The sequence below is a fragment of the Peribacillus sp. ACCC06369 genome (assembly GCF_030348945.1).
In the GTDB taxonomy this organism is placed as follows: Bacteria; Bacillota; Bacilli; order Bacillales; family DSM-1321; genus Peribacillus.
This window is the reverse complement of the sequence record NZ_JAUCEN010000002.1, coordinates 5,311,980-5,333,390: the sequence shown is the minus strand read 5'-3', so window position 1 is coordinate 5,333,390 and position 21,411 is coordinate 5,311,980. Positions and strand designations below refer to the sequence as shown.

Genomic DNA, 21,411 nt, shown 5'->3' with positions numbered 1-21,411 from the left:
GATGAGACCTGTCCGAACAATTAAAAGTATGATCTAGCTTTTTATTTATTTCATAATAAAGGGGATGCCGCGTTCTGCGACATCCCCTAAAAAAATTAATTTTGGGCAGACCATTCTTCTACATCCCATACTTTGGTAACCCAATCTTCATAGAAATCAGGTTCATGGCATACGAGGACAATCGTTCCTTTATACTCTTTCAATGCACGTTTCAGTTCTTCTTTTGCAACGACATCCAAATGGTTTGTCGGCTCATCGAATAACAGCCAATTGCTTTCGGTAAGCATAAGTTTGCACAGGCGTACTTTAGATTGTTCACCACCGCTTAAATGGCTCATCGGACGTGTAATGTGCTCGTTTTTCAAACCGACACGGGCAAGAATGGCACGTACCTGCGGTTGGTCCAGATGTGGAAATGCATTCCATACTTCATCTATCGGCGTCGTATTGCCTGCTTTCACTTCCTGTTCAAAATAAGAAGAAAAAAGGAAATCGCCAAGTGATCTTTTGCCGCCTAGAGGATCAATTTTACCTAATATCGTTTTTAAAAGAGTGGATTTACCAACTCCATTACAGCCGACCACGGCAATTTTTTCTCCCCGTTCGATGGTCATGGACAACTTCGGAAGTAATGGGCGGTCATATCCGATTTCCAAATCTTCACCTTCAAATACATAACGGCTGCTCGCACGTGATTCTTTAAAATCAAAGGTAGGTTTCATTGCAGTTTCTGGACGATCGATGCGTTCCATCCGGTTCAATTGCTTTTGACGGCTCTTTGCCCGACCGGTCGTTGAGTAGCGGGCTTTATTTTTTGCAATGAAGTCTTCCTGCTTTTTAATGAATTCGCGCTGTTTTTCATATGCGTTAATATGTTGGTTTTTATTCAATTCAGCCAGCTCAAGGAATTTTTCATAAGTTGCCGTGTAACGGGTCAGTTTTGAAAATTCAAGATGGAAAATGACGTCGACGACGCCGTTCATGAACTCAGTGTCATGCGAAATTAATAAGAATGCATTAGGATATTCCTTTAAGTAGCTGCTCAGCCAGCGGATATGCTCTACATCCAAGTAGTTCGTCGGTTCATCAAGGAGCAGCACTTCAGGCTGTTCCAAAAGTAACTTTGCTAGTAAAACCTTTGTCCGTTGTCCACCGCTTAGGGCAGAGACATCACGGTCCAAACCGATTGCATCCAACCCTAAACCGCGTGCCGCTTCTTCAATTTTAATATCCAGATTGTAAAAACCGCCGGCTTCCAGCTTGTCCTGAATCTCACCCATTTGTTCCAAGAGTTCTTCAAGTTCTTCTGGAGTGGCCGTCCCCATTTTCTCTGTTACTTCATTCAGTGCTTTTTCCTGCTCGAATAAAGGTAAGTATGCATCCCTTAAGACGTCGCGAATCGATTTACCTTTTGAAAGTATCGTATGTTGATCAAGATAGCCATATTCGACACCAGGTGTCCATTCCACCCGGCCATCATCATGGATAAGTTGTCCTGTAATGATATTCATCATCGTTGATTTCCCGACACCATTTGCCCCGACCAGACCAACATGTTCACCGGCCATCAGGCGGAAGGAAACATCCTTGAATAAGGTACGGTCGCCAAAGCTGTGTGCTAATTTATCTATAGAAAGTAAGCTCATTTTATATTGAACCTCCCAATTAATTTGAAAAAATCCCTACGTTTCATCATACTAAAAACTGCACGGGATTGCTATCTAATCTATTAATTTACATTTATCCCCTTGGGTACAAGTGAGCCCAGGCGGGAAATTCAATGGATCGATACCTGTTGGATCTGTTTTTGGGATGCCATGCCTGTGCATTATCGCCCTGTCATAAATTATATGAGATAATAGAGGAATCAGTTTAAAAGGGAAAGGATGTCACTATGAGTAAAACAGTCGTACTGGCCGAGAAACCTTCGGTCGGAAGAGATATAGCGAAAGTGCTGAATTGCGGGAGAAAGGGAAATGGTTTTTTTGAAGGCGATCAGTATATCGTCACTTGGGCCCTGGGTCATTTGGTCACACATGCAGATCCGGAAACTTATGATGAAAAATATAAAACTTGGCGCCTTGAGGACCTGCCCATGTTGCCGCCGTCTTTGAAATTGGTCGTGATCAAGCAATCAGGCAAACAGTTCCAATCGGTTAAAACACAATTGAACCGCAATGATGTCAAGGATGTCATCATTGCAACAGATGCTGGCCGCGAAGGGGAGCTCGTTGCACGCTGGATTCTCGAAAAAGCGAATGTAAAGAAGCCGATCAAACGGCTTTGGATTTCCTCTGTAACGGATAAAGCGATCAAAGATGGATTTAAAAAGCTGAAGGATGGCAAGGAGTATGAAAACCTATTTGCCTCTGCTGTTGCTAGGGCAGAAGCGGACTGGATCGTTGGGATGAACGCGACACGGGCTCTTACTACGAAGCACAATGCCCAGCTATCCTGCGGCCGCGTCCAAACGCCGACACTTGCGATGATTGCAAAAAAAGAAGAAGAAATAAAACAATTCCAGCCTAAGAAATATTATGGCGTTTCGGCAACTGCAGAATCCAATTTGCGCCTAATCTGGCAAGATGCCCAATCTAAAGATATCCGCACATTTGACAAAGCCAAGGCAGAAAAGGTTCTTTCAGCCGTGAAGGGGAAAAAGGCAGAAGTGGTGGAAGTGAACAAAGCACATAAGAAAAGTTTTGCCCCTTCTTTATATGATTTAACGGAACTTCAAAGGGACGCCAATAAGAAATTTGGTTATTCGGCGAAAGAGACGTTATCGATCATGCAGCGCTTATATGAAAGCCATAAAGTCTTGACGTATCCAAGGACGGATTCACGCTTTTTATCAACGGATTTGGTTGATACGCTAAAAGAAAGATTACAGGCTGTCAGCATTAAACCATATGCCCAGTATGCATCAAGGATCCTGCGCAGCCCGATTAAGGCCAATAAATCGTTCGTGGATGATAGCAAGGTCTCGGATCACCATGCGATCATCCCCACTGAGCAGACTCCGCTACCGGGAAAACTGAGCGACAAAGAATCTAAAATCTATGATTTGGTCGTTAAAAGGTTTCTTGCCGTATTAATGCCGCCTTTTGAATATGAGCAAACGACCGTCACCGCAAAAATGGGACAGGAGACGTTCATGGCAAAAGGGAAGGTCGTCCTGAAATCTGGCTGGAAGGAAGTCTATGATCACCAATTCGACGAGGAAGAAGCTAAAGATGGCCTTGCTGAGCAACTGCTTCCGAACGTTCAAAAAGGTGACAGTTTATCCATTTCGACTGTGAAACAAACAGAGGGTGAAACGAAACCACCGGAGCCGTTCAATGAAGGGTCGCTTCTTTCGGCAATGGAAAATCCTGCTCGTTTCATGGCAGGGGAAAGCAAGGAACTCATCAAGACTCTGGGTGAAACTGGAGGGATTGGGACTGTTGCAACACGTGCTGACGTTATTGAAAAATTGTTCAATAGCTTCCTGATTGAAAAGAGAGGGAAGGGCCTTCATGTAACTTCGAAAGGTAAACAACTCCTTCAATTGGCACCTGAAGACTTACGATCTCCAGCACTGACAGCTCAATGGGAGCAAAAGTTAACAGCGATTGCCAAAGGACAGCTACCAAAACAGGCATTCATCGGCGATATGCGCACCTATGCCAAAAATATCGTTCAAGAAATCAAAAATAGTGACCAAAAGTTCAAGCATGATAACGTGTCAGGAACGAAATGTCCTGATTGCGGCAAGCTGATGCTTGAAGTGAATAGTAAAAAGGGAAAAATGCTTGTCTGTCAGGATCGTGAATGTGGCCACAAAAAAGGTGTTTCACGTGTAACAAATGCCAGATGTCCACAATGTCACAAAAAGATGGAAATGCGCGGTCAAGGAGAAGCACAGACATTCACCTGTAAATGCGGTTTTCACGAAAAACTTTCTTCTTACAATAAACGAAGAGGGCAAAATAAAAATCAAAAAGTATCAAAAAATGAAGTCTCCAATTATATGAAAAAGCAAAATAAAGAAGAGCCGATCAATACTGCCTTAGCGGATGCTTTGGCCAAACTGAAATTCGATAAATAAAAGAAAATGGTCCTTCACTTTAAGCTTAATAGTGAAAGGGCCTTTTTTTTGGGGGGTATTTGCATGGGGCGGGGTGGGCAAGTTCATTGTGGGCAGGTCCATCTTTCCAGACAAAAGATTGCCGCTTGATGAAGTGGCGAAATCCATATAAAAGTAAAAGACAGCAGAAAAGGATGGAGCATTCGCTCCATCCTTTTCCATATATCACTGCTTAGGGTTAAATTTCATTCAGTACGGTGCCGTGTAATTCATATTCAAGTGTTTCGTCAGTTGTATGTGTGTATTTATCCGTATCTGCTAGTGTAAGCGTACTAAATGTCTGCTGATCACCCGGACTGAAAATTGCTTCATCATTCTCTGGATTCCATAGGTTGTAAATACTCATGATCAGTATCCTCCTCCTTTGGGCGAGAAGACTAGTAATTCCCATTTTGGTTATCGACTAACTCTTCAATTGACTCTAACGCTGATCACCGGGACTAAACACCGCTGCGTCATTCTCTTTGTTCCATTGGCTTCTGATTGTACTCATCGTGCACATCATCTCCTTTGGTGAGAATGTCTTACAGTATTTATCTACCCGGATGGGACAGGTTAAAACATATATTTCAAAAAAATATTACTTTTCTGCGGATATATATATCGAAAAACATCATTAATTAAAACTTCTCTTTAAACAGAGTCAAAAAGTTGAAAGAAAATTAAATGGTTAATCTCATAATGTAATGTTCGCCGATACTTCCGACTTTTCTCATACCGGTATCTAGAAATCCGACCTTTACATTGGAAGCCCCTCAAAAACCTAAATAGGTAAGGCCATACCAACAGAAAAACCCTGTTACGACGCGGAGATACCGCATTGTAACAGGGTTTTAAAATTAGCGTCCCAGATAGGAATCGAACCTACGACCTACAGCTTAGGAGGCTGTCGCTCTATCCTGCTGAGCTACTGGGACATATAAAAAAAGTCGACGACCTATTTATTATATTTCTTATAGGCAAACTTTTCAAGTTAATAGCAATAATAATTATGAAAAAATCATCTAAACGCTTAGCGGGTCTCTTATTTCTGCTTTTTCCTTTTTTTTCGTTAAATGGAATACTTTATTATTGGTTGGTTTTCTGGTACTATTATACTAGAAAAAAATAGGAGAATGATAGTGGGAAAATACAGAGTTTTACTGTTTGTGGCATTGCTGGGGATATTAATTTTACCTGCATGCTCACAAGGGATTTTAGAGGGTATAGGCACAAAGAGGGCTGCGCCGATTGCGGAAGATGACATTGAAGTGGTTGAGGCAGCGGAGAATGGCACCGGACAGGATTCAAAGGACGAACCGGAACAAATCGATACGAGAAACTGGATAAGGGCCGATTCCGCGGTTCAGTTTCCAATATTGATGTATCATAGCATTTCTGAAGGTAATGGCCTTCGGGTTCCAAGAGAGGAATTCCAATCCCAAATGACTTGGCTTCGGGAGAATGGTTACTATACATTATCCCCTAAAGAAGCATTCCTCGTTTTAACCGAAAATCGGATGCCAAGTGATAAGTGCGTCTGGCTTACTTTTGATGATGGCTATACAGATAACTACACGGAGGCTTTCCCCATATTAAAAGAATATGATATGAAAGCAACCATCTTCATGATCGGGAAGTCCATTGATAAAGGTCATCACCTGACTGAAAATCAAATGTTGGAGATGAGCAGGAATGGGATTTCAATCGAAAGTCATACTATCAACCATTTGGAGTTGAACCGGATGACGGCAGAGCAGCAAGAAGCGGAAATGGTTCAGTCGAAGGAGCTATTCGACCGTATCCTCGACCAGGACACGACAGTAATTTCCTATCCGGTTGGCCGGTATAACGAAGAAAGTCTATGGGTGTCAGAAGAAGCTGGATACAAGATGGCAGTCACTACCGAACCTGGAGGAGCTTCAAGGGACCAAGGGATGCATTCCCTGCATAGGGTTCGGATTTCACCGGGATTATCAGTCGAGGGATTTGCGTCCCTGATTGAAAATGCTTCTAATCATTGAAGATGGACGGGTCATTTCGAGGCAAGTCAGAAAAATCATATAATAATCGATTCTTACATGGTGTATAATGAAAGGCAGTGAAAATTATATACATATGAACGATTTGGTGTCTTAATGACTTAAAAGGGAAGTTGGTGAAATGCCAGCGCGGTCCCGCCACTGTATATGGGAGCCAACGGATGTTTACCACTGTATGAGATATGGGAAGGTGCCGTTGACGATGACCATGAGCCAGGAGACCTGCCAAAATTCGTACACCTGTAACCTACGCGGATGGGAAGGTGTGTGGCAGACCCTAAAGAGTCCGTAATTATATTGTTGCCATACAAGCATCTTCCGTTTAACGGGAGGTGCTTTTGTTTTGGGGTGCATCTTCCGATAATGCGTTTTGTTCATTAGGTGTGAAGAAATTAAAAGAAAAAAAGATTGTGGGGAATGAAAATGAAGAAGATTTTTGGTCTGATACTGGTGATGTTGCTGACTGCAGGTATGATGGTTGGCTGTAGCGATGCTACTAATGAAGGAAAAGAAAAGCAGGAAACGAATCATGCCAAACAGGAAGTTTTCCCGATTACGATTAAAGATGCAACAGGCGAAAAGGTGACGATAGAACAAAAACCGAAGAAAATCGTTTCGTTGATACCAAGTAATACGGAAGTTGTCTTTGCACTTGGCTTGGGTAAAAAGGTTGTTGGTGTTTCCGACTATGATAATTATCCGGAAGAAACGAAAGAAATTGAAAAAGTTGGCGGAATGGAAATGAACACGGAGATGATTGTCTCCTTGAAGCCCGACCTTGTTCTTGCCCATGCATCCAGTGCCCATAATTCGAATGAGGGTTTGCAGCAGCTTAAGGATGCTGGAATTGCTGTCCTCGTAGTCAATGATGCACAAAGCTTTGACCAAGTCTATGATTCTATTGATATGATTGGACAGGCAACAGGGGAACATGATAAGGCAAACGGAATCGTTACGGACATGAAAACGAAGCTCAAGGATATTCAGGAAAAAGCCAAATCCGTAAAGGAAGCGGATAGGAAGACCGTTTTTGTGGAGGTTTCACCGTCACCTGAGATATATACACCTGGAAAAAATACCTTCATGAATGAAATGCTTCAAATTATTTCAGCGGAAAATGCAGCTGCTGAACTGGACGGATGGGCAAAAATTGATGAAGAGTCTATGATTGCTGCAAATCCGGATGTCATCATTACAACGTATGGTTATTATACAAAAGATGCAGTAAGTCAAGTGAAGGGCCGAAAAGGGTGGCAAGACGTAAATGCTGTGAAGGATGACCAAGTCTTTGATGTCCATTCCGACTTGGTGACCCGTTCCGGTCCACGCTTAATAGAGGGAGTAGAGGAACTTGCCAAATCAGTCTATCCGAACCTATTTGACAACTAAATGGATGATTGCTTATTTGATTGCGTTATTATTTTTGTTATTCGCAATGACGATAGGCATTTCCTTTGGTTCGGTGCCAGTACCGATTCCTGTACTATTACAAATTATCGGCAAGGAGATTTTTCATTTACCGATTTCAGCTGATCCGGATGTAATGCTTACGAATATTGTGATGAACATCCGCTTGCCGCGTGTGTTGCTAGCGGGTTTTGTTGGGGCATCACTTGCGATTTCGGGAGCGGGGTTTCAGGGCCTGCTCCGGAATCCGCTCGCTGACCCTTACACATTAGGTATTTCATCAGGAGCATCAGTCGGTGCCGTATTGACAATATTCTTGAATATATCACTACCATTCATCGGTTTATATACTCTTCCGGCATTGAGCATCGTGTGCTCAGTGCTCACGATGTTCTGCGTACTGGCTTTTGCAAAAAAAATGGATCGATCGATGAAAGTGGAAACGATCATTTTAACGGGAATCATTTTCAGCTCGTTTTTAAGTGCCTTCATTTCATTGATGATTGCGCTGACTGGTGATGAATTAAGACAAATCATCGGCTGGCTGATGGGAAGCGTTTCAATGCGCGGCTGGAATTATATTGCAATCATTTTGCCGTTTTTTATTATTGGTTCGTTGATCTTGATCATGAATACGAGCGAATTGAATGCGATGACTTTCGGGGAAGACCGGGCAAAACACTTAGGTGTTAATGTTAAGCGGCGGAAAATGTGGATTTTGATAGCCGGTTCGGTGTTGACAGGGGCAGCCGTTGCCGTTTCAGGGGCGATTGGCTTTGTAGGATTGGTCATTCCTCATTTTGTCCGAAAGATTTGGGGACCTGACCATAAACATTTGCTTCCGTTGTCATTGCTGGTAGGAAGCGGATTCCTAATATTGGCGGACTTTGTAGCACGGTCGATCATTGCCCCATCGGAACTGCCAATCGGGGTGATCACTTCACTTATCGGGGCACCCGCATTCGCGCTGATTTTATTAAAGAGACGGAGAGAAGGGTAAGATGGATGCTTGAAGTTAAAGGGTTAACAGGTGGATATGACAACAAAGCTGTTTTGGACTCTGTTACTTTTGATGTACATAAAGGGGAATTATTCGGGATTCTTGGCCCAAATGGCAGCGGAAAAACGACGCTTTTAAGTATGCTTAGCGGGGTGCTCGATTATACGGGCGGAAGCATACGGATAAGAGGAAGGGATTTGAAGGATTATTCGTCAAAACAACTTGCACAGGTCATTGCTGTGCTCCCTCAGCATTCCTCATTAGCTTTCTCATATACGGTGAAAGAGACGGTCTCACTTGGGCGATATGCCCATCAAACAGGTTGGTTCCATAGTTGGTCCGCAGAAGATGAAACGATTGTCCAACGGGTTATGGAACAAACGGGAGTAGCGGATTTTCACGATCTTCAATTTGAACGATTATCAGGCGGGGAGAGACAAAGGGTCTTATTGGCACAGGCACTTGCCCAAGAACCGGAAATCCTTTTTTTGGATGAGCCTACGAACCACTTGGATCTTTCCTATCAAAAGGATCTTCTTGATCTAATGAGGAAAATGGCAAAAGAGCAAAAGTTGACCGTTATTTCAATTTTTCATGACTTGAATTTGGCTGGGTTATATTGTGATCGGCTTATGTTGCTTGAAAAAGGGAGAATTTTGGTTGTGGATGTGCCGAATGAAGTGCTCCGACAGGAACGGATTCAGGGGGTATATCGTACGACGATCGAAAAACATCCACATCCCGCCCTTCCGAAACCGCAAATGTTCATCGTTCCGGAAAAGCATGGCTATGATACTATCCCATTGGAAATTGATGATTCTTATCTGACAGTCGGATCTGAAATGATTCAATTGAATTCCCCGATCCCGCTTAGAACGATGTCTTCTGGAGTGACTGGTTCGGGGACGGGATGGCATAAATATTTCGTGAATAGGCATGTCCATCATGGATATGCTTGCGAGGATCATCATGTTGAAATGGCTGATTATTTAAAAACTCATGGATTTGACCCGCAGCAAACGGTAGGGATGATGACGGCTGTCTTTCTCGATACGGTTGCCTTCAAGTTATTAAGAGCTGAAAATTTCTCGGTTTTTATCATCGTGACCGCTGGTGTAGGGAATGCCATCGACGCATCTTTAGCTGACCGACATTCTTGGAGTTCCGCTCCAGGAACGATAAATACATGGATCTTCGTAAATGGGCATTTGGCAGAAGAGGCTTTCATCCACAGCATAGTTACTGCGACCGAGGCAAAAGTAAAAGCGCTTCATGATTTGCATGTCTTGGATAAGGTGACAAATACATGTGCAACAGGAACATCGACAGACAGCATTTTGATTGCGGCAACTCAAAGAGGGGCAAAGCTTCAATATGCAGGCACCATCACTCCGTTAGGGAAGCTGATCAGCCGCGGTGTATATGATTGTACAGTGGAAGCATTAAACAATAATCGGAAACGGATTGAGGATTTATGATTTACCATCATCTTTTTGCGGTTACGCTGGCGTTTTTCCTTGATCTAATAATTGGTGATCCGCCAAATTGGCCTCATCCAGTCAAATGGATAGGAACGATGATAAGCAAGTTTGATCAGGCATTCAATAGAGGAACACATAAGAAGCGGAATGGACTCTTCATGTTGTTCATCGTCTTGTCGGTGGTGTTATTGATTACTGGTCTTACCGTCTATTTGGCTTATCGTATCCATCCGCTTGCAGGTATCCTTTGGGAAGCTGTTGTCATTTCCACTACGATAGCTCAGAAAGGCTTGAAGCAAGCTGGAATGGATGTTTGCCATCCGTTGAATCGAGGGGATTTTCCTGAAGCGAGGCTAAAGCTTGCCTATATCGTGGGCCGTGATACTGCGGATCTTGATGAATCCGAAATAGTCAGGGGCACCGTGGAAACCGTAGCGGAAAATACCAGTGATGGGATTACAGCCCCGATGTTTTGGGCAGCCATTGGCGGTGCGCCGCTCGCGATGGTGTACAGGGCGATTAATACCTGCGATTCCATGGTAGGGTACAAAAATGATAAATATGGGCAATTCGGCTGGGCTTCAGCCAAGCTCGATGATATCGTCAACTGGATTCCCAGCCGCCTCACCGGGTTTCTGATGTTGCTGAGCTCGAAATCCGGCTATCATGGATTTGGTGCTAGATGGAAGATATTATTCAATGACGCCAAAAAACATCCAAGCCCGAATAGCGGGTGGTGTGAAGCAGGCGTTGCTGCCATTTTGGGAATACAGCTTGGAGGCCGGAATATGTACAAAGGAATTGTTTCCGACCGTGCGAGGATGGGAGTTTCGATTGTTCGATTGGAAGCAAAACATATACCAAAAACGATTACCATCATGCATCGGTCATCTTTTCTATTTCTACTGATGCTATGGCTAGGGGGACTTATTCTTGACGTTACCTTCACATGGCTCTAATCCTCATTATCTTTACGAAGCGCTGAAAATCGAAATGCCTGAATCGGTTCTCGACTTCAGTGCTAACATCAACCCATTGGGTCCGCCTTTACGCATAAAGGAACAGTGGTCTGGTTTTTTCGAAGGAATCCTTCAATACCCAGATCCGCATGCCATTGAGCTGACAAAATCGATCGCAAAAAAAGAAGCTCTTCCAGAGCAATCCGTTTTGGTGGGTAACGGTGGTGCAGAAATAATCATGTTGGTAGCGAACAGATTAGCCAATCAAAGGGTGTTAATCATTCAGCCTGCATTTGCGGAATATGCAGAGGCATGTTTGGCGGCAGGGTGTGAGGTCGATTTTCATCAACTTAATGCACCTGAGTGGCAACTTGACTTGGATCGATTGATTTCGCGGTTACCCGAATATGATGCAATTTTCTTGTGTACCCCTAATAATCCGACGGGTGTTTCTTTTAAGCGGGATGAAGTTAGGGAATTGATCTTCGAATGTCAAAAAGCGGATTGCCTGGTTGTCATGGATGAGGCTTTTTATGATTTTACGGAAGACGCCTTTACTTATGCTACTTTAATCAATGAATTTCCACATTTACTCATTCTAAGATCAATGACCAAAATCTTTGCCATTCCGGGTTTAAGACTAGGCTATTTGCTTGCGGCACCGGATATCATAACTCAGGTAAGAACTTATAAACCGCATTGGAGCGTCAACCATGTGGCATTGGAAGTAGGGGAAATCTGTCTTGCAGAAGAAGAATATATGAGAGAAACAAGAGACTATATTCAATTGCAAAAGCAGAAACTATTCCGGTTTTATGAGGAGCAAGGATTGATTGTCTCCAATAGCACAGTTAATTTTTATTTAGTGAAAGATGAAACCTTATCCCTTTTCCCCTTTTTGCTGAAAAAAGGAATCGTACCGCGCCATACCTATAATTTCCCGGGTTTGGATGGAAAGTGGCTTCGGTTTGCAGTGAAGAGTGAACATGATAACGAAGCACTGATGGAGGGGGTAAGACAGTGGAGAAAGCAAGGCTCTGTTTTATAACCGGGGGTGTCCGTTCCGGAAAAAGCAGTTTCGCAGAAAGAAAAGCCCTGGAGTATGCACTCCAAAAGGATGGGAACTTGCATTACCTCGCCTGTGGGCTTGTCAGTGATGTTGAAATGGGTGAACGCATCCATAGGCACCAGAAAGATAGAGAACGCAGCCCAATTGCCTGGCAGACTTCGGAATACGCAACGGATATTACAAGAATAGGAGCGGACATTAATCAGGATTCTATAATCCTAGTCGATTGTCTGACAACCCTGCTTGATAACGAACTATTTGGCCCTGGCATTCCGCTCGAAAAAGAATTTTTAGATAGCGTTTTTTCAAAAATAATAAACGGGATCAATGAGATTAGAAAACAATCCAGTTGTTTAATAGTCGTGAGCAATGAATTGGTGCAAGAACCGATTTTCCATAATGAATTCCTCCATCTATACGGAAAAACACTAGGTCTGCTTCATCAAACGATTGTCGGGCAGGCCGATGAAGCCTATCTCATTGAATCGGGAATACCATTGCGGAAGAAAGGGTGCATCCAGGAATGAACGGAGCGATCGGATTTTTAATTAACCTGCAGTTCTTTACGATTTTTCCAATAAAGAAACAGCTTCCGATGGAGAAGAAATATATTCACCGTGCCATTCAAACCTTTCCATTAGTCGGTCTTTTACTAGGCTTGATATTGGGTGGTGTTTTATATGCACTAGTGGAATGGACCCCATTGTCCTCCCTTGCGATTGCCTTTTTCCTTTGGTTTTTGACGATGGCATTAACTGGAGGTTTACACCTCGATGGGTGGATCGATGCAAGTGATGCTTTTTTTTCCTATCAGGATAAAGAGCGCAGATTGGAAATCATGAAGGATTCAAGGACAGGTGCATTCGGTGTCATCTCCGTCATCGTCCTATTGGCAGCACGGTTTCTTTTTATCTATGAAATTGTCGAAAGGGTAAATGAATGGACATACTTCTTGATCATTGCCCTTCCGCTCTTAAGCAAATGTGTGATGGGCTATTTGCTCATCCGGATGCCGCTGGCTAAAAATGAGGGACTCGGTGCTTTTTTTCAAAGTGCAGTAAGGAAAAGCAGTTTGCCCATTTATTGGCTGTACCTCTTTGTAAGTCTGGCGATTGCCTGGATCATCGATTTTAAGCTTGTCACCCTATTTTTCATCATGTGTCTGGCTGCGCTGTTTTTCCTGCTTTATATAAAACGTAAAGTGGTAAGTTGGTTCGGTGGGATAACTGGGGATGTACTGGGTGCATCCGTGGAAGGGGTTGAGCTTTGGTTATGGCTGATATTGTGGCTATTACACTACTTCGCCATGGGCTGACAGAAGCGAATGAGCGAAAGGCCTATTTAGGCTGGACGGATTCCCCATTAAGTATCGAAGGAGAAAAGGAAATACTGGGCTTAAGGGGCTCTTACCCGCAGTATGAAAAAATTCACACGAGTGATTTGCCTCGTTGTGTGGAAACTGCAAGGCTGTTGTTTCCAGATGTAGTTCCGGTCAAAAACCCCTCGTTTCGTGAAATGAACTTCGGGAGTTGGGAAGGGCGAACGTATGAAGAGTTGAAGACCGATGAAGATTATATTAATTGGCTGGAACGTCCCATGGAGGCAATGGTGCCTGGGGGTGAAAGTTATCCGGCATTTTCCGAACGTGTCAATGATGGCTGGAATCAATTGATTGCCTGTAAGGAGAACCGATTTGCCCTAATGACGCATGGAGGGGTAATACGTGATTTATTGGTCCGCTATGCCCCGATGGAAAAGTCTTTTTTTGATTGGGGGACTTCCCATGGCAGGGGATATGAGCTGATATGGGAAGACCGGAACAGTTTAAGGAGGGGAGAACGCTGCACTTTGTTACAGGAGGCGCCTATAATGGGAAAACTAAATGGGTAAAGCAATTGTATGGTTTGGAAAATGATGTCCTTTGGCTATCCGGTTATCGAAAAGAACAGCCGAAATTGATTGATTTTCAAGGCGAGACTGTTGTATTGCAAGGGTTGGATGCATGGATTCAGCAAGATGCAGAAAAAATGGATTCAGATTCGATTCGAAAAAGATGGAAGGAAATCATGGCTGATTGGCGAATATGGGAGAAAGAAAGGGATGAACACAACTGCATTGTGATCGGTTCTGATATTTCCAAAGGCATTGTCCCGATGGAAGCGAGAGATCGCAGATGGCGCGATGCCTGCGGATGGGTCTTTCAAGATGTAGCATCCATATCAAGGCGCGTTGATATCATCTGGTATGGAATAAACCAGCGAATAAAATAGAGGAGGTAATGGGGATGAAAATCTATACACGTACAGGGGATAAGGGACAAACAAGCGTAATCGGTGGTCGGCTTGACAAGGATGACATCCGTGTTGATTCTTATGGAACGGTGGATGAAGTGAATAGCTATATCGGTCTTGCGGTTACTGAATTGGACCCCGCGATATTTACGGATGTATTGGCCGATCTAGAGAAAATCCAGCATGAGTTATTTGACTGTGGCGGTGATTTGGCAACCGTTTCCGAGAAGGCCCCACAAAAGTTGACGGATGAGGCCATTACCTATTTGGAAGAACGAATAGATGCCTTCATAATCGAAGCTCCGGAATTGGAAAAGTTTATCCTGCCTGGCGGCACAAAAGCTGCTGCAACCATTCATATTGCCCGTACAGTTACAAGAAGGGCGGAACGATTGGTCGTTTCATTGATCAAGTCTGGTGCGGCTGTTTCACCATTATCACTTCAATATTTAAATCGTTTGTCGGATTACTTCTTTGCTGTTGCACGTGTGATCAATTTCCGTCTTGGTGTGAAAGATGTGGAATATATCCGTAGCGCAAATGTGTTCCGTGGAGGGAAAAGAAAGGAAAAAGAGTAAACATGGATGTAAGAAAAATTAGTGCAATTGCTATATTCATTGCCTTATCGGCAGTAGGGGCAATGATTAAAATCCCTTCCCCGATCGGGAGTATCGCTTTGGATAGTTTTCCGGCCCTTTTGGCTGCCATCGTACTTGGCCCGGTATCGGGGGCTATTGTAGCTGGGCTTGGTCATATCATTTCAGCGTTCATTGGCGGAATGACACTTGGGCCATTCCATTTTTTGATCATGGTCGAAATGGCGGTTCTCGTATGGATGTTTGGAATTTTATATATACAAGGAAAAAAAGTAGGCGCATTTTTCCTCTTCTTTATCGGTAATGCTTTCATCTTAGCCTTGCCTTTCGCATTTCTGATCAGCTATGGTTTTTACGCGTTGTTGGTTCCGGGATTAACGGTGGCGACGGCGGTAAATGTAGTATTGGCAGTCCTTTTACTGCCCCGCTTGGAGCCTGTTTTGAAAAAAATGATCTTTAAAGATGGACTCGTAGAATGAGTGATTCATTGATTTTACCATTTTCTGAATCAGATTCATTGATTGTTTCAAGTGATAATAGCGGCGGAATCGGCCTGAAGGAAAAAGATCTTGTCCATGTTCCTTATGAGGTCGTTGGATATTATTCCTTTCGGGTTGCCGTCATGGAATGTTTGGGCGTTGGCGGAAGTCCAGTATCCGTTGTCCTAAATAATTTCTGCGGTGATGAAGCCTGGGAGGACTTGACCAGGGGTGTCAGGAAGGGGCTGAAAGAATTGGGAATGGAGGACCTTCCCATTACTGGCAGCACAGAAAGTAACATGCCGCTTCTTCAATCCGCGGTTGGACTTATGGTGATCGGTAAACGAGTGAATGAATGTATTAAAAAGCAACATCCTTTACGAAAAATCGCACTGATCGGCAGGCCGCTCGTTGGAGAAGAAGTAATGGATCAGCAAGATTGGGTCGCGCCATTATCTTTATATAAAAGCCTATGTGAAATGGAAGACGTTCAGGCACTTCCAGTCGGCTCAAAAGGGATAGCATATGAATGGGAGCATCTGGATCAAAGTGGTGAAGGTGTTTCTGTGCATATAAGCAATGAAGTCGATATTGAAAAATCGTCAGGGCCATCCACCTGCTTCCTCATTGCTTATCCTGAACAACTGGAGAAAGAAATCAAGCACCGATCCGGTCCTCTTTTTATTGGTGAATGATCATTTCATGACTGAATCAGGTATCGAGTTTAGTTCACGTTGAACAGGTTCGATGCTTTTTTCATTGAAATCTTACCTATATGGATTCCTTATCCTGATTTAGAGTGAATGATTGAATAAGACGTTTAGTTTATTTGGATAGAGCCAGAACAATAGTTTGTTGATTTATGCGCTTGTTTCCACCATTTTCTTGATCGTTATCAAAGCCCATTTATTGCGTTACTTCTCGCTTCCGTCCTTTAGGGATTAGCAGGTATGGATGTTCCGGATGTTGCAGATGCTGTTCAGACAGGGAGATTTGATCATCGGTATTCCCGCAGCACATTTTAGCTGGTCCTGTTTTTAGTTCCTACATATCTCATTGGAGAACTGATCATCGCCCTCATGGTCCTCTGTGGTGGTTTCATTCTTTACATTAGGTTACGCTAGGGGTATTAATAAAGTAGCACTAAACCAATTCATGTCAGCCTGCCTTGCTCCACCTGCGTCCATTATCTTGATTATCGGAGCGGGCGGTGCATTTAAAAATGTATTGAACACGGGCGGAGTGGGTGAAGCCGTTGCAAGTTTAACGACATTCTTTGATATTTCACTAATTCTGTTTGGCTGCGTTGCAGCTATGATTCGTGTGGCCACAGGTTCAGCAATTGTCGCGATGACAACTGCGGTAGGTATTGTGCTGCCGATCATCTTCTGTACCAGGTGTTAATATTGAATTGCCGGTCCTTGCAATCGGTTCAGGTTCATTCATTCTATCCCACGTGAATGATGCCGGATTTTGGATGATCAAAGAGTTCTTTAATTTACAGTCGCACAAACGCTAAAATCTTGGACGGTTATGGAAACGATTGTATCAGTCGTTTCACTTATCCTAATCTTACTATTGAATTCAATTGTTTAAGAGAGAGGAGCATGATGTTAGTATGGGACATTCAGGTTATATGATGGGGATCGATATTGGTACGACGAGTACGAAGGTTGTTCTTTTTTCAAAAAGGGGGGAGGTTGTCCAATCCTGTTCGAAGGGATACCCTCTTCACAGTCCAACGCCTTCGGTTGCGGAACAAGATCCAGAAGAAATTTATAAAGCGGTCATCATTGCAATAGGCGAGGTTATGATTACAAGCGGAATAAAGAAGGATGAACTGGGTTTCATATCGTTCAGTTCGGCGATGCATAGCTTGATCGCCATGGGTAAAGACGGTAATCCGCTTACGAATAGCATTACATGGGCGGATAATCGAAGTGCTGCCTATGCGGGGAAATTGAAGGCTTCGGAACAGGGGATGCAATTGTATCACAGGACGGGGACGCCCATTCATCCAATGTCCCCAATCACGAAAGTAATGTGGTTAAGAAGTGAGCATCCCGGGACTTTTAACGAAACGGACAAATTTATAGGGATTAAAGAATACATCATCTATAAATTTTTCAATGAGTATGTGATGGATTATTCGCTCGCTTCTGCAACGGGCATGTTCAACTTGAATGACTTGAATTGGGATGAAGAGGCACTCACCATTGCTGGAATTGGGGCTGACAAGCTGCCAACGCTTGTCCCCACAACGCATATTCTCTCAGGTTTAAGTGAGGAATTAGCTGCAAAAATGAACATTCAGGCAGGTACCCCGTTTGTTATTGGCGCGAGTGATGGCGTGCTTGCGAACTTAGGGCAAAACGCCATCAAGCCAGGCGTTCTGGCAGTGACAATCGGAACGAGCGGTGCAGTAAGAACCGTTAGTGACCGACCGCTTACCGACCCGAAAGGCAGGACATTCTGCTATGCCCTTACTGAGAATCATTGGGTAATCGGTGGACCGGTCAACAATGGGGGAATCACCTTCCGATGGGCACGGGATCAATTAGGACGTGTGGAAATCGAAAAAGCGAAGGCTTCTGGACAGGACTCCTATGAGATACTGACGGATATGGCTTCCAATATTGCACCTGGATCGGATGGGTTGATATTCCATCCGTATATGGCAGGGGAACGGGCGCCATTATGGAGTGCCGATGCAAGGGGCTCCTTCTTTGGACTGGCTCTTCATCACACTCGTGACCATATGGTCCGGGCAGTGCTGGAGGGTGTGATGTATAACTTATACAGTGTCCTTCTTGCTGTTAGGGAACTGACTGGTGCTCCCGAGAAAATTCATGCAAGCGGTGGGTTTGTCCGCTCGAAGCTCTGGCGTCAAATCATGGCTGATATATTTAATCAGAACGTGACAATTCCAGAAAGCTTTGAGAGTTCGAGCTTAGGTGCCGCCGTTCTGGGGTTGTACGCTTTAGGGGAAATCGAGAGCCTCGATGAGGTTGAGGGTATGATTGGTGAAACGAATGAACTTGTCCCAATCGAAGAGAACGTTAAAGTGTATGAAGAATTAATGTCGATTTATTTATCCGTGAGCAGGAATTTAGAAGACGACTATAAGAGGATCGCTGATTTCCAAAGACGTCATTTAGAATGAATATAAGGAAAGCACAGATGCATGAGCACTGTGCTTTTCTTTTTGCCTGTATTTAAAAATGGTAAGATGATAGAAAACGATAAGGGGATTTATAATATGGGAGCAAGTAAAACGAATGCAATGCGAATTCTAGATAACAAACGTATAGAGTATGGCATGATGAGTTATGATGCCACCGATGGAAAAATCGACGGGATCACTGTTGCGGACAAAATTGGAAAAGCGCCAGAAACCGTTTTTAAAACGCTTGTTACCCATAACGGACCACAGCAGCTTTATGTATTCGTCATTCCTGTAGCCACCGAACTGGATTTGAAAAAAGCAGCGAAGGCGGCAGGGGCAAAAAAAATAGAAATGCTTGCAGTTAAAGACCTGCAAAAATACACAGGGTACATTCGGGGAGGCTGTTCCCCGATTGGAATGAAAAAGCAATACCCGACCTTTATCGATGAAAGTGCAGCAAACCTGCCTGAAATCATCGTAAGCGGAGGGAAGATCGGTACACAGATCGTTTTAAAACCGTCAGAATTCCTGGAGGTCACACAAGCGGAATCTGTAGGCCTAATAAAATAGACTGTTGACCTTTAGGCATTCACCTATTAGGTCTTTTCTGCATACGCTGTCTTGAAGTTCACATCTGTATTGTGAGGGAGAGTGTGAAAGTGACAGGAAAAGTGATGCATTATTTCGCTGGAGGCAATACGGCTAAAGGTTTTTATAGTTTATATGATTCCAATTTAGCAGGCCTGGAAAGATTATTCATATTAAAAGGCGGACCTGGTTCCGGTAAATCGACCATAATGAAAAAAATCGGCCAAGAATGGCTGGATAAAGACTATGACATCGAGTATTTACATTGTTCGTCCGATAATGATTCCATTGATGGCGTGATCATACCGGCTTTGAAAATCGGACTCGTGGATGGGACCGCGCCGCATGTGATTGAGCCGAAGGCACCTGGGGCCATTGAGGAATATGTCAATCTAGGAGCTGCCTGGAATTCCCAGCAGCTGGCTTCTGAAAGAGCCGCCATCATAAGATTGACGAATGCGAGAAGCAAGAGTTTCGAGAAGGCATATGCCCTATTCGCTGAAGCATTGAAGATACATGATGAATGGGAAGACATTTATAAAGCAAATATTGATTTCGCAAAATTGAACGGGTTGACCAATAAATTGATAGAAGGCTTTTATAGAGATATCATCCTCAATAAGAAGTCGGATGTTCGTCACCGATTCTTAGGGGCCGCTACACCAAAGGGTGCAGTTGATTTCATCCCCAATATTACTGAGGGAATACAAAAACGGTACTTTTTAAAGGGACGCCCAGGTTCAGGGAAATCAACGATGCTGAAGAAGATTGCAAAGGCTGCGGAACAAAGAGGCTTTGATGTGGAAGTATATCATTGCGGTTTCGATCCGCATAGCTTGGACATGGTAATTGTCCGGGAGGTAGGGATCGCCATTTTTGACAGCACATCCCCTCATGAATATTTCCCGAGTTGTGAAGGTGATGAAATCATTGATATATATAAAACGGCCATCCTGCCAGGAACGGACGAAATTTATGCTGATCAGTTAAAGGATGTTTCCTCCAGGTACCGGACGAAAATGAATGAAGCGACAGCCAGTCTGGCTAAAGCAAAAGAGTTGCATGACGAACTTGAAAAGATTTATGTAAAAGCGATGGACTTTACAGCCATCGATGACATTCAAAGAGACATCCACGAACAGATTATTGAACGGGCACAGGAAGTTGATAGCCAAACGATCCTGCATTAAAAAAACAAACTGCACCTAACTTAATTAGGTGCAGTTTATTTATGTACATAATTGGATTAAGTCACACCAAGAATCGATATGGGTTTGTTAAACGTGTTTATCCACGCCGATTCGGTTAAAATAGGGATTATATTGAAAAGAAGGAGCCGGTTGAATTGATAAAGACGATTGCGATTGATATGGACGGAACATTGTTAAACAAAATGCAAAAGGTCAGTGAGGAAAATAAACATGCAATCCAGAGGGCGCAAAGTGAGGGAGTGGAAGTGATCATTGCTACTGGAAGATCTTATGTTGAAGCAAGGTTCGCTTTAGATGAAGCAGGAATCGTTTGCCCTGTAATCTGTGTAAATGGTGCTGCCCTCTTCACGGAGGATGGAAAGATTGCTGCTTCCAATCCAATGTCAGCTGCCACTGCTAAAATGGTCGCTGGATTCCTCGAAGAACAAGGGATTTATTTCGAAATATATACGAGTCAGGGGATTTATTCTAAAGACTATGAAAACGCAATATCCGCTTTGGTTGATGTATTCGTTACAGCCAATCCGGACATTGACCCTGAGAATATGCGGAAATATGCGGAGGAGCGTTTACAGCTTGGACAGGTAACTTCCATTTCCGATTATTCCGAGTTATTCAGCCATTCGAATGTGGAATATTATAAAATTCTCAGCTTCTCAAAAGATTTAAGTTTATTGAATCAAATTGCAACGAAATTGAAAGGACAGGGAGTTACAGTCACTTCATCAGGACGTGAAAATGTGGAAATCATGAGTGGGACAGCTCAAAAAGGTACGGCACTTGAAACATATGTGAATGAAAAATCCGGTTCGATGCAGGAAACCATGGCCATTGGGGATAATTATAATGATGTATCCATGTTTGAACGGGTAGGTTTGTCTGTCGCAATGGGAAATGCCCCGCTTGATATTCAAAAACTGTGTGATGAAGTAACAGGCAAGAATGATGAGTCCGGTGTAGCGGAGGCCATTTTAAAGGTACTTAAACAGTCAGCCTATTAAACTCATGAATCGGAAG

20 protein-coding genes, 1 tRNA gene, 1 pseudogene and 1 riboswitch are annotated in these 21,411 nt (G+C 43.5%); of the genes and pseudogenes, 19 read left to right on the top strand and 3 right to left on the bottom strand.

Annotated elements, in window-relative coordinates; all coding sequences use genetic code 11:
* Positions 1-95 precede the first annotated feature (95 nt).
* On the bottom strand, positions 96-1,646 hold the full coding sequence (locus QUF78_RS27080) for an ABC-F family ATP-binding cassette domain-containing protein (protein WP_061465848.1): 1,551 nt from the start codon (positions 1,644-1,646) through the stop codon (positions 96-98).
* Between the two features lie 248 nt (positions 1,647-1,894).
* Here QUF78_RS27080 and QUF78_RS27075 point away from each other — a divergent pair, with 248 nt between their 5' ends.
* Positions 1,895-4,087 (top strand): DNA topoisomerase III, encoded by a 2,193-nt coding sequence (locus tag QUF78_RS27075; protein ID WP_289327114.1) that lies wholly within the window; start codon positions 1,895-1,897, stop codon positions 4,085-4,087.
* 217 nt (positions 4,088-4,304) lie between these two features.
* On the opposite strand, the gene QUF78_RS27070 is transcribed toward QUF78_RS27075, so the two are convergent.
* Complete coding sequence (locus tag QUF78_RS27070) at positions 4,305-4,472, bottom strand: hypothetical protein (RefSeq protein WP_289327113.1); 168 nt, start codon at positions 4,470-4,472, stop codon at positions 4,305-4,307.
* 497 nt (positions 4,473-4,969) lie between these two features.
* Positions 4,970-5,043: transfer RNA gene (locus QUF78_RS27065), tRNA-Arg, on the bottom strand.
* Between the two features lie 204 nt (positions 5,044-5,247).
* Between QUF78_RS27065 and QUF78_RS27060 the strand changes: the two genes are divergently transcribed.
* From QUF78_RS27060 to QUF78_RS26975, 18 genes and pseudogenes are all read left to right on the top strand, one after another.
* Positions 5,248-6,129: a polysaccharide deacetylase family protein gene (locus tag QUF78_RS27060; protein ID WP_289327112.1), complete on the top strand. Its 882-nt coding sequence runs from the start codon at positions 5,248-5,250 to the stop codon at positions 6,127-6,129.
* Positions 6,130-6,216: 87 nt separating this feature from the next.
* Positions 6,217-6,391, top strand: a riboswitch (cobalamin riboswitch).
* Positions 6,392-6,570: 179 nt separating this feature from the next.
* A complete protein-coding gene (locus QUF78_RS27055; protein WP_289327111.1) occupies positions 6,571-7,536 on the top strand; it encodes an ABC transporter substrate-binding protein in 966 nt (321 codons plus the stop codon).
* A 4-nt stretch (positions 7,537-7,540) separates the two neighbouring features.
* On the top strand, positions 7,541-8,554 hold the full coding sequence (locus QUF78_RS27050; protein ID WP_483313898.1) for a FecCD family ABC transporter permease: 1,014 nt from the start codon (positions 7,541-7,543) through the stop codon (positions 8,552-8,554).
* A gap of 5 nt (positions 8,555-8,559) precedes the next feature.
* Positions 8,560-10,032, top strand: a complete 1,473-nt coding sequence (locus QUF78_RS27045; protein WP_289327109.1) for a heme ABC transporter ATP-binding protein — start codon at positions 8,560-8,562, stop codon at positions 10,030-10,032.
* Entirely contained in the window at positions 10,029-10,994 is a 966-nt protein-coding gene (cbiB, locus tag QUF78_RS27040; RefSeq protein WP_289327108.1) for an adenosylcobinamide-phosphate synthase CbiB, read from the top strand. Before QUF78_RS27045 ends, cbiB begins: the two co-directional genes overlap by 4 nt.
* Complete coding sequence (gene cobD, locus QUF78_RS27035; protein ID WP_289327107.1) at positions 10,969-12,042, top strand: threonine-phosphate decarboxylase CobD; 1,074 nt, start codon at positions 10,969-10,971, stop codon at positions 12,040-12,042. Before cbiB ends, cobD begins: the two co-directional genes overlap by 26 nt.
* Positions 12,015-12,590 carry a bifunctional adenosylcobinamide kinase/adenosylcobinamide-phosphate guanylyltransferase gene (locus tag QUF78_RS27030; protein WP_289327106.1) on the top strand — a complete coding sequence of 192 codons (576 nt, stop codon included), beginning with the start codon at positions 12,015-12,017 and terminating at the stop codon, positions 12,588-12,590. Before cobD ends, QUF78_RS27030 begins: the two co-directional genes overlap by 28 nt.
* The gene (gene cobS / locus QUF78_RS27025) at positions 12,587-13,378 is read left to right on the top strand and encodes an adenosylcobinamide-GDP ribazoletransferase (protein WP_289327105.1); all 792 of its coding nucleotides are present in this window, start codon (positions 12,587-12,589) and stop codon (positions 13,376-13,378) included. The genes QUF78_RS27030 and cobS overlap by 4 nt, the downstream gene beginning before the upstream one ends.
* Complete coding sequence (locus QUF78_RS27020) at positions 13,336-13,953, top strand: histidine phosphatase family protein (protein ID WP_289327104.1); 618 nt, start codon at positions 13,336-13,338, stop codon at positions 13,951-13,953. Before cobS ends, QUF78_RS27020 begins: the two co-directional genes overlap by 43 nt.
* Positions 13,869-14,333, top strand: coding sequence for a bifunctional adenosylcobinamide kinase/adenosylcobinamide-phosphate guanylyltransferase (locus tag QUF78_RS27015; protein ID WP_289327103.1), 465 nt, complete (start codon positions 13,869-13,871; stop codon positions 14,331-14,333). Before QUF78_RS27020 ends, QUF78_RS27015 begins: the two co-directional genes overlap by 85 nt.
* 14 nt (positions 14,334-14,347) lie before the next feature.
* The gene (locus QUF78_RS27010; RefSeq protein ID WP_289314252.1) at positions 14,348-14,932 is read left to right on the top strand and encodes a cob(I)yrinic acid a,c-diamide adenosyltransferase; all 585 of its coding nucleotides are present in this window, start codon (positions 14,348-14,350) and stop codon (positions 14,930-14,932) included.
* Between the two features lie 2 nt (positions 14,933-14,934).
* Positions 14,935-15,429 carry an ECF transporter S component gene (locus QUF78_RS27005; protein ID WP_289327102.1) on the top strand — a complete coding sequence of 165 codons (495 nt, stop codon included), beginning with the start codon at positions 14,935-14,937 and terminating at the stop codon, positions 15,427-15,429.
* A complete protein-coding gene (locus QUF78_RS27000; protein ID WP_289327101.1) occupies positions 15,426-16,124 on the top strand; it encodes an ATP-binding protein in 699 nt (232 codons plus the stop codon). Before QUF78_RS27005 ends, QUF78_RS27000 begins: the two co-directional genes overlap by 4 nt.
* Before the next feature lie 360 nt (positions 16,125-16,484).
* Positions 16,485-17,025 (top strand): annotated as a pseudogene (locus QUF78_RS26995) (GntT/GntP/DsdX family permease); the annotation flags it as partial.
* Positions 17,026-17,047: 22 nt separating this feature from the next.
* A complete protein-coding gene (gntK, locus tag QUF78_RS26990; RefSeq protein WP_289318251.1) occupies positions 17,048-18,592 on the top strand; it encodes a gluconokinase in 1,545 nt (514 codons plus the stop codon).
* 96 nt (positions 18,593-18,688) lie between these two features.
* Positions 18,689-19,165, top strand: a complete 477-nt coding sequence (ybaK, locus tag QUF78_RS26985; RefSeq protein WP_289327100.1) for a Cys-tRNA(Pro) deacylase — start codon at positions 18,689-18,691, stop codon at positions 19,163-19,165.
* 89 nt (positions 19,166-19,254) lie between these two features.
* Positions 19,255-20,373, top strand: coding sequence for a PRK06851 family protein (locus QUF78_RS26980; protein WP_289327099.1), 1,119 nt, complete (start codon positions 19,255-19,257; stop codon positions 20,371-20,373).
* Between the two features lie 155 nt (positions 20,374-20,528).
* Positions 20,529-21,395, top strand: coding sequence for a Cof-type HAD-IIB family hydrolase (locus QUF78_RS26975; RefSeq protein ID WP_289327098.1), 867 nt, complete (start codon positions 20,529-20,531; stop codon positions 21,393-21,395).
* The last annotated feature ends 16 nt before the right edge of the window (positions 21,396-21,411 follow it).

What these genes read in the sequence shown, in the direction of transcription:
- QUF78_RS27080 (WP_061465848.1), bottom strand. Translation starts at nt 1,646, where the DNA reads ATGAGCTTACTTTCTATAGATAAATTAGCACACAGCTTTGGCGACCGT.
- QUF78_RS27075 (WP_289327114.1), top strand. Translation starts at nt 1,895, where the DNA reads ATGAGTAAAACAGTCGTACTGGCCGAGAAACCTTCGGTCGGAAGAGAT.
- QUF78_RS27070 (WP_289327113.1), bottom strand. Translation starts at nt 4,472, where the DNA reads ATGAGTATTTACAACCTATGGAATCCAGAGAATGATGAAGCAATTTTC.
- QUF78_RS27055 (WP_289327111.1), top strand. Translation starts at nt 6,571, where the DNA reads ATGAAGAAGATTTTTGGTCTGATACTGGTGATGTTGCTGACTGCAGGT.
- QUF78_RS27050 (WP_483313898.1), top strand. Translation starts at nt 7,541, where the DNA reads ATGATTGCTTATTTGATTGCGTTATTATTTTTGTTATTCGCAATGACG.
- QUF78_RS27045 (WP_289327109.1), top strand. Translation starts at nt 8,560, where the DNA reads ATGCTTGAAGTTAAAGGGTTAACAGGTGGATATGACAACAAAGCTGTT.
- cbiB (WP_289327108.1), top strand. Translation starts at nt 10,029, where the DNA reads ATGATTTACCATCATCTTTTTGCGGTTACGCTGGCGTTTTTCCTTGAT.
- cobS (WP_289327105.1), top strand. Translation starts at nt 12,587, where the DNA reads ATGAACGGAGCGATCGGATTTTTAATTAACCTGCAGTTCTTTACGATT.
- QUF78_RS27020 (WP_289327104.1), top strand. Translation starts at nt 13,336, where the DNA reads ATGGCTGATATTGTGGCTATTACACTACTTCGCCATGGGCTGACAGAA.
- QUF78_RS27015 (WP_289327103.1), top strand. Translation starts at nt 13,869, where the DNA reads ATGGGAAGACCGGAACAGTTTAAGGAGGGGAGAACGCTGCACTTTGTT.
- QUF78_RS27010 (WP_289314252.1), top strand. Translation starts at nt 14,348, where the DNA reads ATGAAAATCTATACACGTACAGGGGATAAGGGACAAACAAGCGTAATC.
- QUF78_RS27005 (WP_289327102.1), top strand. Translation starts at nt 14,935, where the DNA reads ATGGATGTAAGAAAAATTAGTGCAATTGCTATATTCATTGCCTTATCG.
- QUF78_RS27000 (WP_289327101.1), top strand. Translation starts at nt 15,426, where the DNA reads ATGAGTGATTCATTGATTTTACCATTTTCTGAATCAGATTCATTGATT.
- gntK (WP_289318251.1), top strand. Translation starts at nt 17,048, where the DNA reads ATGGGACATTCAGGTTATATGATGGGGATCGATATTGGTACGACGAGT.
- ybaK (WP_289327100.1), top strand. Translation starts at nt 18,689, where the DNA reads ATGGGAGCAAGTAAAACGAATGCAATGCGAATTCTAGATAACAAACGT.